Source organism: Nitritalea sp., from assembly GCF_054166705.1.
The window spans coordinates 51,165-66,789 of record NZ_JBSZCV010000012.1; the positions used below are offsets into that span (position 1 = coordinate 51,165).

Annotated in this window: 15 protein-coding genes; 12 read left to right on the forward strand and 3 right to left on the reverse strand. The window is 46.7% G+C overall.

Going from position 1 to position 15,625, the window contains the following annotated elements:
* Positions 1-38 precede the first annotated feature (38 nt).
* From queA to ACXIT9_RS09265, 3 genes are all read left to right on the forward strand, one after another.
* Complete coding sequence (gene queA, locus ACXIT9_RS09255) at positions 39-1,088, forward strand: tRNA preQ1(34) S-adenosylmethionine ribosyltransferase-isomerase QueA (RefSeq protein ID WP_458055949.1); 1,050 nt, start codon at positions 39-41, stop codon at positions 1,086-1,088.
* Positions 1,089-1,129: 41 nt separating this feature from the next.
* The gene (locus tag ACXIT9_RS09260; protein ID WP_458055950.1) at positions 1,130-1,810 is read left to right on the forward strand and encodes a 2-C-methyl-D-erythritol 4-phosphate cytidylyltransferase; all 681 of its coding nucleotides are present in this window, start codon (positions 1,130-1,132) and stop codon (positions 1,808-1,810) included.
* A 173-nt stretch (positions 1,811-1,983) separates the two neighbouring features.
* Entirely contained in the window at positions 1,984-2,856 is an 873-nt protein-coding gene (locus ACXIT9_RS09265; RefSeq protein ID WP_458055951.1) for a LiaF transmembrane domain-containing protein, read from the forward strand.
* Between the two features lie 101 nt (positions 2,857-2,957).
* Here the strand turns inward: ACXIT9_RS09265 and ACXIT9_RS09270 are convergent, their stop codons facing one another.
* Together ACXIT9_RS09270 and ACXIT9_RS09275 are read right to left on the reverse strand one after the other, a co-directional pair.
* Positions 2,958-3,179 (reverse strand): DUF2795 domain-containing protein, encoded by a 222-nt coding sequence (locus ACXIT9_RS09270; protein ID WP_008625540.1) that lies wholly within the window; start codon positions 3,177-3,179, stop codon positions 2,958-2,960.
* Positions 3,180-3,260: 81 nt separating this feature from the next.
* Positions 3,261-4,508 carry a DUF349 domain-containing protein gene (locus ACXIT9_RS09275; RefSeq protein WP_458055952.1) on the reverse strand — a complete coding sequence of 416 codons (1,248 nt, stop codon included), beginning with the start codon at positions 4,506-4,508 and terminating at the stop codon, positions 3,261-3,263.
* 133 nt (positions 4,509-4,641) lie between these two features.
* Between ACXIT9_RS09275 and ettA the strand changes: the two genes are divergently transcribed.
* Positions 4,642-6,321 (forward strand): energy-dependent translational throttle protein EttA, encoded by a 1,680-nt coding sequence (gene ettA / locus ACXIT9_RS09280; protein WP_458055953.1) that lies wholly within the window; start codon positions 4,642-4,644, stop codon positions 6,319-6,321.
* Between the two features lie 184 nt (positions 6,322-6,505).
* Positions 6,506-7,864 (forward strand): pyridoxal phosphate-dependent aminotransferase, encoded by a 1,359-nt coding sequence (locus ACXIT9_RS09285; protein WP_458055954.1) that lies wholly within the window; start codon positions 6,506-6,508, stop codon positions 7,862-7,864.
* A gap of 22 nt (positions 7,865-7,886) precedes the next feature.
* On the opposite strand, the gene ACXIT9_RS09290 is transcribed toward ACXIT9_RS09285, so the two are convergent.
* Positions 7,887-8,732, reverse strand: coding sequence for a zinc dependent phospholipase C family protein (locus ACXIT9_RS09290; RefSeq protein WP_458055955.1), 846 nt, complete (start codon positions 8,730-8,732; stop codon positions 7,887-7,889).
* Between the two features lie 253 nt (positions 8,733-8,985).
* On the opposite strand from ACXIT9_RS09290, the gene rpsT reads away from it, so the two are divergent.
* The 7 genes from rpsT to rny all read left to right on the forward strand — a co-directional run bounded on the left by rpsT (position 8,986) and on the right by rny (position 15,416).
* A complete protein-coding gene (gene rpsT / locus ACXIT9_RS09295) occupies positions 8,986-9,237 on the forward strand; it encodes a 30S ribosomal protein S20 (protein WP_009055921.1) in 252 nt (83 codons plus the stop codon).
* A 125-nt stretch (positions 9,238-9,362) separates the two neighbouring features.
* The gene (radC, locus tag ACXIT9_RS09300) at positions 9,363-10,052 is read left to right on the forward strand and encodes a RadC family protein (protein WP_458055956.1); all 690 of its coding nucleotides are present in this window, start codon (positions 9,363-9,365) and stop codon (positions 10,050-10,052) included.
* 12 nt (positions 10,053-10,064) lie between these two features.
* Positions 10,065-10,682, forward strand: a complete 618-nt coding sequence (locus ACXIT9_RS09305) for a DUF1684 domain-containing protein (RefSeq protein WP_458055957.1) — start codon at positions 10,065-10,067, stop codon at positions 10,680-10,682.
* 114 nt (positions 10,683-10,796) lie between these two features.
* Positions 10,797-13,208: a phenylalanine--tRNA ligase subunit beta gene (pheT, locus tag ACXIT9_RS09310; protein WP_458055958.1), complete on the forward strand. Its 2,412-nt coding sequence runs from the start codon at positions 10,797-10,799 to the stop codon at positions 13,206-13,208.
* Between the two features lie 8 nt (positions 13,209-13,216).
* A complete protein-coding gene (locus tag ACXIT9_RS09315) occupies positions 13,217-13,501 on the forward strand; it encodes a hypothetical protein (protein WP_458055959.1) in 285 nt (94 codons plus the stop codon).
* Positions 13,501-13,785, forward strand: coding sequence for a cell division protein ZapA (locus tag ACXIT9_RS09320; RefSeq protein WP_040670746.1), 285 nt, complete (start codon positions 13,501-13,503; stop codon positions 13,783-13,785). Before ACXIT9_RS09315 ends, ACXIT9_RS09320 begins: the two co-directional genes overlap by 1 nt.
* A gap of 65 nt (positions 13,786-13,850) precedes the next feature.
* A complete protein-coding gene (rny, locus tag ACXIT9_RS09325) occupies positions 13,851-15,416 on the forward strand; it encodes a ribonuclease Y (protein ID WP_458055960.1) in 1,566 nt (521 codons plus the stop codon).
* Positions 15,417-15,625: the final 209 nt, after the last annotated feature.

Here is a 15,625-nt window from a genome sequence, read left to right on the forward strand (position 1 = left end):
CGTAAAAATCACCTAAATAGCTATTTATATCTCCTCCTATGAAGTTATCTGATTTCAAGTTTGAAGTACCGAAAAAACTTATTTCTCAATATCCTGTCGACAATAGAGATGAGTCTCGTTTGATGGTTGTGCATCGTTCTACGGGGGAGATTGAGCATAAGCTTTTTAAGGAAATCGTCACCTATTTTGGAGAGGGTGATGTATTCGTGATGAATAATACCAAGGTTTTTCCTGCTCGTTTGTATGGCAATAAGGAAAAGACGGGAGCTAAAATCGAGGTATTTCTACTGCGCGAGTTAAATCAGGAGCTACGTCTCTGGGATGTGCTTGTGGATCCAGCGCGTAAAATTCGTGTGGGCAATAAGCTTTACTTCGGCGATAGTGATTTAGTAGCTGAAGTGATCGATAACACCACTTCTCGTGGCCGAACGATTCGCTTTTTATTCGATGGGACTGACGAGGCCTTTTATAAGGCCATAGATTCGTTAGGAGAAACGCCACTCATTAAGGAGCATATCGAGCGTAAGGTGGAGCCAGAGGATCGGGAGCGTTATCAAACGATTTTTGCCAAGCATGTAGGTGCGGTAGCAGCCCCTACAGCAGGGCTACATTTTACCCCACACCTCCTGAGACGCTTAGAGTTAGTGGGTGTCCAGGTATCGCCGATTACACTTCACGTAGGTTTGGGGACGTTCCGTCAAGTGGATGTGGAGGATCTGACGAAGCACAAGATGGACTCTGAGAACTATGAAATACCTGACGAGACGGTGGTTCATGTCAATCAGGCTTTAGACCAGAAGAAACGTGTAGTAGCTGTGGGCACGACCTCCCTAAAAACGATAGAGTCTTCGGTTACAGCGAATAATAGGTTGAAAGCCAGTTCGGGGTGGACGGATAAGTTCATTATTCCTCCATACGAATTTAAGATCGCGAATGCCTTGATTACGAATTTCCACCTTCCTGAGTCCACGCTGCTCATGACGGCTTCTGCCTTCGGGGGCTACGACTTGATCATGCGCGCCTATCAGGAAGCGATTAAGGAGAAGTACCGCTTCTTCTCATACGGGGACGCAATGTTAATTTTATAATAGTCGTTTGCGGCTGCAGCCGCTGCGCCAAGCGATAAGTTATGAAGCGTTTTGTCATCATCGTAGCTGGAGGAAATGGCTCCCGTATGGGGGCCAGCATCTCCAAGCAGTATTTGGAAATCGGTGGACGACCTGTTCTCATCCGTACCCTGGAAAAATTTGCAGCGGTGGTTCCTGATGCGCATTACATTTTGGTTTTACCGGAGCGAGATTTTTTATTTTGGGAGGCACTTTGTGCGGAGCATCGCTGTCAGGTAGAGCATCAGGTGGTGGCTGGGGGCCAAAGCCGCTTTCAGTCTGTCCGCAATGGCTTACGTGCTATTCCCGCGCAGGAAGCCCTAGTAGCTATTCACGATGGGGTACGTCCTTTTGTAGCTGCTGACGTAATTCTGAAAAGCTTTACGGAAGCCCAGGCATACGGCAGCGCTGTGGCAGTAGTGCCGCTAAAGGATTCTATACGCGAGATCGAGGATTCCGGCAGGTCGCGAGCACGAGAAAGACAAGCGTTTCGTTTAGTGCAGACACCGCAGACTTTTCATCTGGAAGCTATCCAAGCGGCCTTCACGGCGGGAGAGCTTGCTCATTTTACAGATGATGCCACCGTGTATGAGCACAGCGGAAAATACGTGCACCTGATCGCGGGGAACTTAGAAAACATTAAGATTACCACTCCAGAAGATATGGAGTTTGCAGCATATTTATTGGCACAAGCGGATTGCTAGGTTTAGTTCGCACACTTTTGAGAGGAGCACCGATCACTTTCCTATTTTTCAAGTTGATTTCGATTCGGTGGCAGTATGATAGTTATGTGTCTCGATGCTAGATGTTTTTTTTCTTTGCCCTGTCGGGCAAAAGATAAATTCTCTACATTTGTAGAGAACCAGAACTTCCTATCATGAAAAAGACGCCAAAGGGTCAGAACTCATCCGAAATTACCTTAGCCATTATTCTTTTTGCCGTAGGAGGAATCCTCCTTCTTCGGGCGCTAGACATCTCTCTCCCCCGCTGGTTATTTAAGTGGGAAGTTGTTTTAATGCTCATCGGTGCAGCTATCGGAATCGGAAGTAAATTTAAAAATGGTGCAGGTTACATACTTTTTCTGATTGGTTCTGTTTTCTTACTGCGCGATTATGTGCGATTCCCTAGTGGCTGGGAGGATTTTATTTTGCCTGCCTTGTTTATTAGCCTAGGGATATATCTTTTGGTTCGGAAAAAACGGCAGCAGGAACAGTTGGATATGCTGCTCAGCGGTAAGGGAGACAAGCCCAGCGTGTCCGCAGGCACTTTTTCGTCTACTGATGAGCGCACTCCGCCGGCGGTAGTACGTGATATTGTGGCACCAGAATCTTTAAAGGAGGAGCAGGCCGATATAAAGGAGGAGCATGCCGAAGTCGGCGTGGAAGAGGTGCGCATGGAGGTGTTAGAGCCTCTGCATATAAATGCTTTGTTTACCGGGATCGAGCGTAGACTTCCTGCGGGGAGTTTTTCGGGGGGTAAATTTTCGGTCTATTTCGCGGGGGTGGAGCTGGATCTAACGCACGCCCAGCTCGATAGGGAAGTGAGCCTTCATGTGGATGTGGCATTCGGCGGTATCAAACTAATTCTTCCACAGGACTGGCAGGTAGATATTATCAGTACACATATTTTCGCGGGAGTGGAGGATAAGCGCATGCCGCGATTTCCGCATCAGAAAGCGCGAAAGTCAAAGGGGAGGTTACTTATCTCCGGTTCGGTGCTATTCGGAGGCATCGAATTAAAGTCGTATTAATGCGGATTCACGGGAGGAGATCGCTTACCGCCCGCTTATGAAAAAAGCCTAAAGTGTGCATGTACACTTTAGGCTTTTTTCGTTAGGGGGAGGCGAGTGGCTTAATACTCGTCCTCGTTAAAGAAAAAGTCGTCCTTAGTAGGATAATCAGGCCAGATCTCCTCGATATTTTCGTAGGGCTCACCGTCATCCTCTAGTTCCTGAAGGTTCTCGACTACTTCAAGCGGAGCCCCGGAACGAATCGCGTAATCGATTAATTCGTCCTTTGTCGCGGGCCATGGAGCATCCTCCAGGTATGAAGCTAATTCTAATGTCCAATACATAGTCTTTTCGTTTAATTTTTTAACGCCTTGAAAAAGGAATGCAAAAATAGAAATCTTCTGAAATTTTTAATGCATAACGTCCTAAATGTTTGAAAGTTCTTTCAGGATATAATTTTTTACATCCACTTTCCGCTTGTACGTACTAAGCTTGCGCCGGATCATCATGGCTGCATCCCCTTCGTCTGTGCGGAAGTTTTCGGCATTATCTTTAAAGGTTTCTAGTTCCTTTTCATCACGCTGCAGGAGGTCTTTTAGTATACCCGCTTTTATCTTTTTTTGTTCCTCTGGAGTCATTTCTCTGTAGTCCTCATACTTCCCTTTCGCCAGCTTTTCTAAAAAAGCCTTTTCGAAAGCGACTTCAGCGAAAAACTGAAAAGAGCTCATCAAGAGTTTTGCTTCTCGGGGTTTGCGTGGTGGAAGCTTCTTCCATTCACCCTGAATTTTCTTCACGGTATTTGTTCCCTCGTAGGTACTTGGGCTTTTTGCGATGCGCTTTACCTCTGCGAGCATCTCTTCCATTTTTTTCGTGATTTCCCAGGGACGGAGCTGCGGGCCCGTTTGCAAGCTTCTGCGGTAGCGACTGAAAATCCTATTGTTCAGCTTCGAAAATTCATCCCATAGCGGGGCTCTTCTTTCCGCCGGAACACGACCAGCTTCTTTCCACTCTTTTTGTATACGCTTACTAATTTCAAAGGCCTTTTTGGCGTCAGGCATATTAAATGCCTGCTGTGCCTGCATAACGAGCGACTCGTAGGTTTTGATGTTTACTTCTGCCTGTTTGGCTAGCTCATCGAAAAACTGCTTGCGTCGATCGAAAAAATAGTCCAGTATCGCATTAAAGGTCCTTTCCATTTCCTCTTCGAGCTCTTTGTCCACCGGACCGGTCTTAATCCAGCGCATTTTCAGCTCTTTCATCGCCTCGCCTGCCTCCTTCCATTCGTCGGAATCTTTCAGGTCTAAGGCCTCCATGATCAGGCTCTCTTTAATGGTTTTATTTCGCTCCCTGTTTTGCTGAATGATTTCTTCCAAGTAGCTCTGGATTCCATTAAGCTCCTCTATTACGGGCACGAAATCCCCTAAGGCATCGTAGGCATAGAGTGAGTCACGCAGGTGAATAAGTTTCATCAGGAAAGAACCTTTGTTTTGATTCTCTTCGATGTCCTGCTTGAGCTTGTTTACTTTTTCTAAAAGCATTTCGAAACGCTCTTCGAAATACTTGATGGTAGAGGCTTCGTCTTCCTTGACTTCGCCTATTACCCTATCTTCTTGATTCAAAAAGCCTTTCAAGTAGACTTTTCCCTCTTTGATGTATCCGTATGGATGCTCCATTTTGACTTAATAGGTTGTTAGTTGTTTTACCCTCTCTAAAGTGCAAATTAATTAATTCAATCGCATTTATCCTAAGAAACAAGTATTTTTACCATCTTTGTCTCTAAGGATTGTCTAACTTAATATTTAACGTATGAGTTCTGAAAAAATCATCTTTTCTATGGCGGGGGTCTCAAAAATCTACCCTCCTCAGAAAAAAGTACTTAAAGATATTTACCTTTCTTTCTTTTATGGGGCTAAAATCGGTGTTCTCGGTCTAAATGGGTCGGGAAAAAGTTCTCTTTTACGTATTATCGCTGGCATGGATAAGGAGTTTCTCGGTGAGGTGGTCTGGTCTCCAGGTTACTCGGTGGGCATGCTGGAGCAAGAGCCTCAGCTGGACCCGGAGAAAACAGTGAAAGAGATAGTGGAGGAGGCCGTAGCGGACACGGTGGCACTCCTAAAGGAGTTCGAGCAGATTAATGAGCAGTTTATGGATCCAGCGCTGATGGAAGATGCTGATGCTATGGACAAACTGATCACGCGGCAGGGCGGAGTTCAGGAAAAATTAGATGCTGCGAACGCCTGGGAACTGGACACCATGCTGGAAAAGGCGATGGATGCTTTGCGCTTACCGCCCTCAGAAGCTATTGTCGGAAATCTCTCTGGGGGTGAAAAAAGGCGTGTGGCGCTCTGCCGTCTACTACTTCAAGAGCCAGATGTATTGCTTCTCGATGAGCCGACGAACCACTTGGATGCCGAATCGGTACTATGGTTAGAGCAGCATCTTCAGCAGTATAAAGGGACCGTCATAGCGGTGACTCACGATCGGTACTTCTTGGATAATGTGGCGGGCTGGATTTTAGAGCTCGATCGCGGTGAAGGAATTCCCTGGAAGGGCAATTACTCTTCCTGGCTCGAGCAAAAGCAGAAGCGCTTGCAGCAGGAGGAGAAGACAGCTTCTAAGCGCCAGAAAACTTTAGAGCGTGAGTTAGAATGGATTCGTATGGCCCCCAAAGCCAAGCAGGCGAAAGGCAAGGCGCGTCTAAATGCTTACGACAAGCTTTTAGGCGAGGAGGCGAAAGAGAAGGAAGCCAAGCTGGAACTGTATATTCCGCCAGGTCCGCGGCTAGGAGCTAAGGTGATCGAGGTAAATGCAGTTTCGAAGGCCTATGGAGACAAGTTGCTTTTTGAAAACTTGAGTTTTAATCTGCCTCAAGGCGGGATCGTCGGTATTATCGGGCCGAATGGTGCGGGTAAGTCGACGCTCTTCAAGCTGATCACCGGCCAGGAAAAGCCAGATGCGGGAGATTTTGAGATTGGGGAAACCGTGCAGCTAGCTTATGTGGATCAGGAGCACGGAAGTTTGGATCCGAACAAAACTGTTTATGAAATCATCTCTGGTGGTAATGAAATCATCAAGATGGGGAATAAAGAGATTAATGCACGGGCCTATGTAGGCAAGTTCAACTTCACGGGATCTGATCAGGAAAAGAAAGTGGGTATACTCTCCGGAGGTGAGCGTAACCGCGTCCATTTGGCTATGATGCTGAAGGAAGGGGGCAACTTACTTTTATTAGATGAGCCTACGAACGACTTGGATGTGAATACCTTGCGGGCATTAGAGGAGGCACTGGAGAATTTCGGTGGCTGCGCTGTGGTAATATCCCATGACCGCTGGTTCTTAGATCGTATTTGTACCCATATTTTGGCTTTTGAGGGCGATTCTCAGGTGTATTGGTTCGAGGGTAACTTCTCCGATTATGAGGAAAATAAGAAAAAGCGTTTGGGTGACTTGACTCCGAAGCGTATTAAATATAAGAAGTTGAAGTAAGCGTTTTGGTCTGAGTTTTTGCGCCTCGGCGCAAAGGAAAAAAAGCCGGCAGGGGTAGCCGTATCCGTGTCGGCTTTTTTCGTGTCTTTAAATGGTTTATTTTCATTTTTAGGCAATTATTTTTACGGTATTCATAAGCATACGTTCGAAATACTGTATATTTGACTACCCACAGCGTAGGACTATGAGAACATTACTTTTAAGACCAGGGGCGGAGGAGCTAAGTTATGAGATCCGTGGCATCGTAAAAAAGGCGCGAAGTATCGCGGCATTGGGGCAACCGATTACCTGGGAAAACATCGGAGACCCTATTCAGAAAAATAATAAGATTCCGGACTGGATGAAGGCGATCGTGTCGGAGCTGGTACAAGAGGATATCAGCTATGGCTATGCGGACTCTAAGGGGGTGCCAGCCACGCGTGCGTTTTTAGCGGAAAAGAATAATATGCAGGGAGGCTGTCAGATTACGGCCGAGGATATTTTATTTTTTAACGGGCTGGGAGATGCCATAGCGAAGTTGTACCAGTTTTTAATCCCTACAGCGCGGATTATCGGACCGAGTCCTGCTTATAGCACGCATAGTTCTGCGGAGGCTGCCCATGCGAATGCGGCGCCGATCACGTATCGACTGGATCCGGAGAATCACTGGCTGCCGGATATGGAGGACCTCTATAATAAGGTAAAGTATAATCCTTCGATCGTCGGAATTTTAATTATCAATCCGGACAATCCCACGGGTATGGTCTATCCCCGGGAGATTTTAGAGCGATTCGTGGCGATAGCTCGGGAGTTTAACCTGCTACTGATTGCGGATGAGATTTATCAGCACATTACATTTAATGGCTACGAGGCGGTTCCACTGGCAGCTGTACTCGGGGATTTACCGGGGATTTCTTTAAAAGGAATTTCGAAAGAGTTTCCCTGGCCTGGTGCACGCTGTGGATGGATGGAATTTTATAATCGGGATGCTTCGAAGGAGTTCAATAAGCTCGTGCAGACTTTAGAGAACGCGAAGATGATCGAAGTATGTTCGACGATTTTGCCCCAGCTGGCTATTCCGAAGATCATGCAGCATCCCGAGTATGTGCGTTATAGAGCGGAAAATAACCAGGCCATCGGTCGCCGAAGCCAGTGGATGCAGGAGCTGCTGGAAGGGGTTCCGGGAATACAATTTAACCCTACGCACGGCGCCTTTTACAATACAATCGTCTTCGATCCCAAGCTGCTGAGTGAGCAGCAGTATTTACCTATAGCAGATGAGGCCATACGTCAGGAGGTCGCTGGCTGGGTAGCGGAGCCAGGCTTGCCAGCGGACAAGCGTTTCGTTTACTATCTGCTGGGTCAGACAGGAATTTGTGTTGTGCCTATCAGCTCCTTCTGTTCCGATCTACGTGGCTTTCGTGTGACGCTGTTAGAGGAAAATGAGGGTGTCTTTCGGCAGACATTCGCTACTTTGGCTCAGGCGATTCGGGACTACCTAAGCTCTGATCCTGCCTTATTGCCTCGCTATGAGCAGGTATTAGCTGCGGGGCGCTACGTCTAATCGGGGCTATTGGGAAGGCTGTCTAAGGGTCTAGGAGCGGCTGCCCTGCTTCGATCCAAGCGCTGTACCAAGCGTCGGCGGTCAGTTTAATGGCCTGCCGCATGCGGTCTTCGATCATGCCTTCTATGGCTTGGTGGTAAGCTTGGCTAAACGCAAAGGAATAGGTTTTTTCCGTCCGTCCAGCGCGTTCTTCATAGCTGTATTTTCCTTTTTTTTGGAACCTTTTGCTAAGTTCACGCTCCATATCTAGGGTCATGGGGAGGAGTGCATGGCTTTCGCGTACGACTTCCCAGATTTTTTCTCGAAAATTTGGGAGGTAGTTCGCCGTGCCGACGAAGAAATTATATTCAGCACTAAAAAGCTCCGGAAGTCGTGTTTCCCAAAAGCCATGTATCCCATATTGATTGGTGTACTGTCCATTATAATTTTTAGTAGTATGTAGAGGTACGTGTGCATCGCCGATGTAGTGACCGATATCTGCCGCCAGCCGGAGGATCACCTTCGGGTCGCCTCCCTTAAAGGCTTCCACAAGCCGAAGCTGCGTCAGGTAGAGGTTCCAGGGAAGGATGCCGTTCTTTCGGAGATAGTTTTCTCCGACACTGTCTTTTGCTGCCGTCCAAGATCGGGGGAGCTTGTAGGTGGCACTATCTCCGAATGCTTCTAAATCGATGAAGTGCTTTTCAGCCTCGCCCTTCACAGCGAATCGCCGCTTGTCTGGATTTACTGCCAGCTCACGCAGCTCTTCCTGATGCAACAGGAAAAAAGGGCGCATTTCGGGCGGTAAGGAGTAAACCGCCTGTTGATTTATCAACTTATGTGCATGGAAGCCCCAAAATGTTAGGCTGAAGAGAAAGAGTAGTTGTGCCATAGGTTTTCGCATAAATGTCGGAGTTAGGCTGGAAAGAGTCGGAGAATAGGCGTTTTTAATTGTTTTGTGTACCTTTGCCTACGTAAAAACAAAATGTAGCTTTTCGGATAGCTGAGGAAGCAGCCTCGTACATACGGGGGAGTTTAAAATTCTTTTCTCTTTATGGGGCAATTTTTTGTGGTTACAAATAATTGAATTAAATTTGCACTCCGTTTAAAGACGGAATAGCAAAAGCATTAACATAACTAAAGATATGGCAAATCACAAATCAGCGCTTAAGAGAATTCGTGCGAATGAGGCAAAGCGTCTAAGAAACAGGTATCAGGCCAAGACGACCAGAACCTTTATTAAGAGATTAAAGAACACGTCAGACAAAGCTGAGGCGCAGGAGTTACTCAAGAAGGTTACTTCTATGATCGATAAGCTAGCTAAGAAAAACGTGATTCATAAGAATAACGCATCCAATAAGAAGTCTAAGCTGACGAAGCTTGTGAATGCGCTCTAATTTTTAAATGAATGCAAGTATTCGAACCACCTCATCTGGGGTGGTTTTTTTATGTTTTTAAGTGTTTAGCTCCCGAGTAGTAGGTATATGTGGGGTATCTTTGGGATTCAACATATTTTTTAATCATGCTTATTAGTACAAAAATTTTAGCGATGGCTGAGGAGGATCGGCCGAGGGAGAAACTGCTTCACAAGGGGAAGGTGAATGTTACGGATGCGGAGTTAATCGCCATTTTACTAGGTAGTGGCACAGCGAAGCAGAGTGCGGTTGATTTAGCGCGGGATCTCTTACGGGAGGTAGAAGGAGATTTAAGTGCGCTTGCCAAAATGCAGCCTAAGGATCTCATGCGCCTGAAGGGCATCGGGGAGGCTAAAGCCATTACGATCGTCAGTGCGATGGAACTGGGACGTCGGCGGAGTCAGTCCAAGTCGGAACGAAAGCCGCGTATTAGTTCCTCTGCGGATGTCTATACGCTAATGAAACCTGTTTTGCTGGATGAGTTGATCGAGCATTTTTATGTAGTGCTGCTAAACCGAGCGAATCTCGTTCTGCGAACGGTAAAGATTAGTAGTGGGGGTACCAATGCCACGATAGCGGATCCTAAAATAATTTTCAAGTATGCATTAGATTACCTAGCTTCGTCCATGATTTTAGTCCACAATCACCCGTCTGGTAATTTAAAACCTTCTGAACCAGACCGGCGTTTGACTAAAAGGCTATTAGAGGTTGGTAGGAGTCTGGAGATTCCCGTTCTAGACCATGTGATTTTCACAGATGCTGGCTATTATAGTTTTGCGGATGAAGGAATTTTATAAGTAAATCGAGCAATGAATAAGCGTAACATTCTTTTGGTGGGCGTTTTAGTGGTAGTGGCTCTGGCCTTTGTGTATACGCTTACCCGCACAGATGACCCGGAGGTATATGTAGAAAAAATAGAGCGAGAGCGTGACCGGCAGTTTAAGTACCTCAAGTTTAATACCGAGTCTCCGCTTTCTGCGGACCAAAGGCGTGATTTGCAGGAGTTAGACTATTTTCCTATCGAGCCTGCTTACCGTGTGCGAGCACGGATAGAGCCTGTTCAAAATAAAAAAATGCTGGAAATCCCAAAAACGGATGGCTCGGTGGGTAAGTACATCAAGCATAGTTACGCCGTTTTTGAGCTAAAAGGGACACAGCACCGGCTTTTGCTGCTGCAAGCAGCGAATGAGGCAGACAAACGCAACTTTTTTCTCGCCTTTAATGATAAATCAAACGGGGAGGGCACTTACGGAGGCGGTCGCTATATCGACTTGCGGCAAGATGGCCAAAGCAGTATTACGATCGATTTTAACCTGGCCTATAATCCCTACTGTGCTTATAACCCGGATTATGCTTGTCCGATTCCTCCGGCCGAAAACGAGTTGAGCATCCCGATTTTTGCTGGGGAAAAGGATTACGAACAGTAGTAGGTAGTTTTTTTTCTTCTACCTAGCGTTTGTGGGTAGATATAAAATAAGAGATTTGGCCTCCACCTTCGGCCAAATCTCTTATTTTTGTGTTTTATACGAGAAATTTTATCCATGAAAATATCGATTAATCAACTGCATACTTATCTACATCTTCCTGAGACTCCAGAGCAGATCGCAGCGCTCTTAACAGGGTCTGGCTTAGAGGTAGAGGGTATTACCCGTTATGATGCTGTTCCGGGAGGTCTAGAGGGTGTCGTGGTGGGCGAAGTGCTCACATGTGTGCCGCACCCAAATGCAGATAAATTGAGAGCCTGTACAGTAGCTATCGGGGCAGACATGGTGGTTCCTATTGTTTGTGGTGCTCCGAATGTGGCCGCGGGCCAAAAGGTACTGGTAGCGACGGTAGGTGCGACGCTGTATCCTGCTGAGGGCGATCCGTTCACTATTAAAAAGGCTAAAATCCGAGGAGAGGTCTCTGAGGGAATGATTTGTGCGGAAGATGAACTAGGCCTTGGGCAGAGTCATGCAGGCATTATGGTTTTGGATACTGATGTAGCCAACGGGACTCCAGCTGCTGACTACTTGGATATGGCCCCTGATTATGTGTTGGAGATCGGGCTGACGCCCAATAGGGCCGACGCGGCATCGCATCTAGGGGTGGCGCGCGATTTAGCTGCCCTCCTACAGCGAGCGCTATGCAGGCCAGATGTTGCTTCCTTTCAGGAGCCTTCGGGACTACCGGTTCCTCAGGTGAGGGTGGAGGATGCTGCCGACTGTCCGCGTTATGCAGGCATTGTCTTAGAAGGAATTCAAGTAGGGCCTTCGCCGGAGTGGCTGCAGCAGTTTTTGCGTAAGCTAGGGCTAGAGCCGATTAATAACGTAGTGGATGTTACTAATTATGTGTTGCATGACTTGGGGCAGCCGCTGCATGCCTTCGATTACGCGAAAATCAAAGGAGGAATTGAGGTAAAGAAATTACCAGCAGGAACCACTTTTGTTACTTTAGATGAAAAAGAGCGTACTTTAAAGGGAGAAGAGCTGATGATTTGTGATGCCCGTGGAGGGCTATGTATGGCGGGTATCTTTGGGGGCGCTGGCAGCGGGGTTTCGGAGGAAACCACTTCCTTATTTTTAGAAAGCGCCTGTTTCAGTGCAGATGTCATTCGCAGAGGGAGTCTCCTGCATGGTTTGAAAACCGACGCTTCCTTTCGTTTCGAGCGTGGAACGGATCCTAACCTACCTGTTTACGCATTAAAGCGTGCTGTTTTATTGTTGCAGGAGTTGGCTGGCGCCCGAGTGGCTTCTGCGTTGATCGATCTTTACCCTCACCCAGTGGAAGACTTGAGCATCCCTGTTCTGTTCCAACATGTGGATCGTTTAATAGGGGTGGATATTCCTAGGGAAGAGATTTTTCAGATTTTAGCAGGTTTAGAAATAGGTGTTCGGGATGTGTCGGATACGGGATTTACGGCAGTCGTTAAACCGTATCGAGTCGATGTGACGCGAGAGGCAGATGTTATCGAGGAGATTTTGAGAATTTACGGCTTCGATCGTGTGCCGCTTTCGGAGACTTTGGATACGGACTTCCTGGCATTGCATCCGAGTAAAGACAAGCAGCAGCTCCAGCAGCGCTTGACCGATCTATTTACCTCCCGGGGTTTTTATGAGATCATGACCAACTCGTTAACGAAGGCGGAATATGTAGAAAAGAGCGGTTTTTTAGATCCCTCTCAGCATGTGGTGATCTTAAATAAGCTGAGTGAAGATCTGGACGTTATGCGGCAGACGCTGCTTTTCAGTGGTTTAGAGGTATGTGCACATAATATCAACAGGCGTCAAAAGGATCTTAAGTTGCTGGAGTTCGGTACGACATACAAAAAAGTTGACGGCGTTTATCTAGAGGAGTCTCGCCTAGGAATGTGGCTAACGGGACAGCGGCATGCGGAGTCTTGGCGTGAACAAGGTGTAGCGGTAGGTTTTGAGGATGCGCATGCACAGGTGATGCTTGTGTTCGAAAAACTAGGTGTACAGCCGAGTCGTGTGGAGGTAGTGCATGCTGCACCTTTCGATTATGCGATACGCTGGTACATCGGAGAGCAGGTACTTGGAAGCTGTGGATTAGTGTCTGCATCGGTGGCGAAGTCAGCGGGCGTGAAGCAGGAGGTGTTTTATGTGGACCTTTCTTGGGATTTACTCGTGAAAAAAGCCAAGGGTCTTAAGCACTATCAGGAGATCAGTAAATTTCCAGAGGTGCGCAGGGATCTTTCACTGGTTTTGGATCGTTCGGTTTCTTTCGCTGAGGTATCAGTTCTGGCACACAAAACAGGCGGAAAGCTTTTACAGCGCTTGGGTGTTTTTGATGTGTATCAGGGCGATAAGCTTCCTGAAGATAAAAAGGCCTATGCGCTGAGTTTTATTTTGCAGGATGTAAAGCAGACCTTGACAGACAAGGTAATCGAAAAGACGATGCAGCGCCTGATGGAAGCTTTTGAAAAGGAGTTAGGCGCTGTTATTCGAAAATAAGCACGACTATGTTACATGAGGAGCTGGATAAATTACACGTACTTGTACAGCGTTTGCAGGAGCGAATGGAGCTGCTGCAGGTGGAAAATGTGGAGTTAAAGCGCCTCGCGGAGCAGCAGGCGGAGCAGCTGCGTGAGCAGCAGCGCAGCCTTGTAGATTTTAAAAATCAAATTAAAATCACTAAACTTGTAAAGAACTTACCGATTGCAGATCGTGAGTCCTCGGAATTAAGGGAAAAGCTTAATAATTATATACACGAAATCGATCTTATAATCGCTTATTTGTCTGAATGATGGATACTCTTTCTATTCGCATTAAGATCGGAGATCGGGAGTATCCGATGAAGGTAAAGGTGGCAGATGAGGCCAGAATTAGACAAGCGGGTAAATTATTAAATGAAAAAATAAAGCAGTATCGGGAGACGTTCGGCTTAGATGATAAGCAAGATTTGCTCGCCATGGTGGCTTTTGACTGTATGGTGGCTTCTATGGAGCAGGAGTCTCTCAGTACGGCGGATCGTGAGCAGCTTTCGACGAAGCTGCATGCTATTAATGAGCAGTTAGAGGGTCTATTATAGCCTATTTTATTTTCTCTTTTTTTTCGGGACCGCTTCATCGGGGGTTAACTTAAATTTAATAACCTATGGGAGAGTCCTTATACACGATTATCGCAGGCGTCATCGGCCTAGGCCTGGGGGCCTTTGTGGCCAGCCTGTTTTTAAAGAGTAACAATAAAAAGATCGAAGAAGATGCCAAGGAAAAAGCGAAGAGCATTATCCGAGAAGCTGAAATTACGGGAGAGTCTATCAAGAAAGACCGTATTTTAGAAGCTAAGGAGAAATACTTGAAGCTAAAAGCAGACTTCGAAGAAGAGGTCAGCAAGAAGAAAAGCATCTTGATCACGAATGAAAACAAGTTAAAACAGCGTGATCAACTTTTAGCTAAGGAGCTTGAGCAACTGAAGCGTAAAGAGGCAGAGCTCGACAGCAAGAAAGAAAACTTAAAGGCGCAGTTGCATGCTGTTCAGGTGAAGAAAGAGGAGCTGGAGCGTGTGACGACGCAGCGCATTTCTGACCTAGAGAAAATTGCTGGCCTTACCCGTGAAGAAGCTAGGGAGCAGCTGGTAGAAATGCTCACGGATGAAGCTACCACAAAGGCATCTTCTCAGATTAAAGATATTCTGGATCAAGCGAAATTAACGGCTACCAAGCAAGCGAAGAAAATCGTTTTGGATACGATTCAGCGTACGGCGACGGAGCATGCGATCGAAAACTGCGTGTCTGTCTTTAATATCGAGAGTGATGATATTAAGGGGAAGATTATAGGTAGAGAGGGTAGAAATATCCGTGCGCTAGAAGCCGCTACAGGTGTAGAAATCGTAGTAGACGATACCCCGGAGGCCATTATCATTTCTGGTTTCGATCCTGTGCGTCGTGAGATTGCTCGCTTATCGCTACACCGGTTGGTTCAGGATGGTAGGATACATCCTGCCAGAATCGAGGAAGTGGTGGCGAAGACAGAAAAGAATATCGAAGAGGAAATTATCGAGATTGGGGAGCGTACCTGTATTGATTTAGGCATTCATGGCTTGCATCCGGAGCTAATTCGCATGGTGGGGCGTATGCGTTTCCGTTCTTCTTATGGCCAAAATCTTTTACAGCACTCCCGAGAAGTCGCTAAGCTTTCGGCTACGATGGCTGCTGAGATGGGGCTGAATGCGAAACTTGCCAAGCGTGCAGGATTACTCCATGATATCGGTAAGGTATGGCCGGAAGAGGCAGAGCTTCCTCATGCAATCCTCGGTATGGAGCTGGCAAAGAAATATAAGGAGCATCCTGAGGTATGTAATGCCATCGGGGCGCACCATGATGAGATCGAAATGACTGCGATGATTTCGCCTATCGTCCAGGCTGCAGATGCCATCTCGGGTTCACGCCCTGGTGCGCGAAGAGAGATTATGGATAGCTACATCAAGCGTTTGAAGGAGCTGGAAGATTTAGCCTTAAGTTTCGATGGTGTGAATAAATGTTTTGCGATGCAGGCAGGCCGCGAATTACGTGTTTTAGTAGATGCTGAGCATGTGGACGATGTGACGGCAAGCAAGCTTTCATTCGATATCTCTCAAAAAATCGAGAAGGAGATGCAGTATCCCGGCCAAATTAAAATAACGGTGATCCGTGAGATGCGGGCCGTAAACTATGCGAAGTAACTGAAGGGGCCTATAAGGCCCTTTTTTTTATGCACAGCACGACTTGAACTGCCTCGAGCTTTCCAGTCGTGCTTTTTTTATGGAATTGTGCAATTGCAGTACTCTGGAGTACCTAGTGCGAAAATTGTTTAGATTTTATTGTTAAAAACTGTAAAAAAAGATCTAAGCCAATAGGATTATTAAATTTTCGTACGTAAACTTAAGATCTA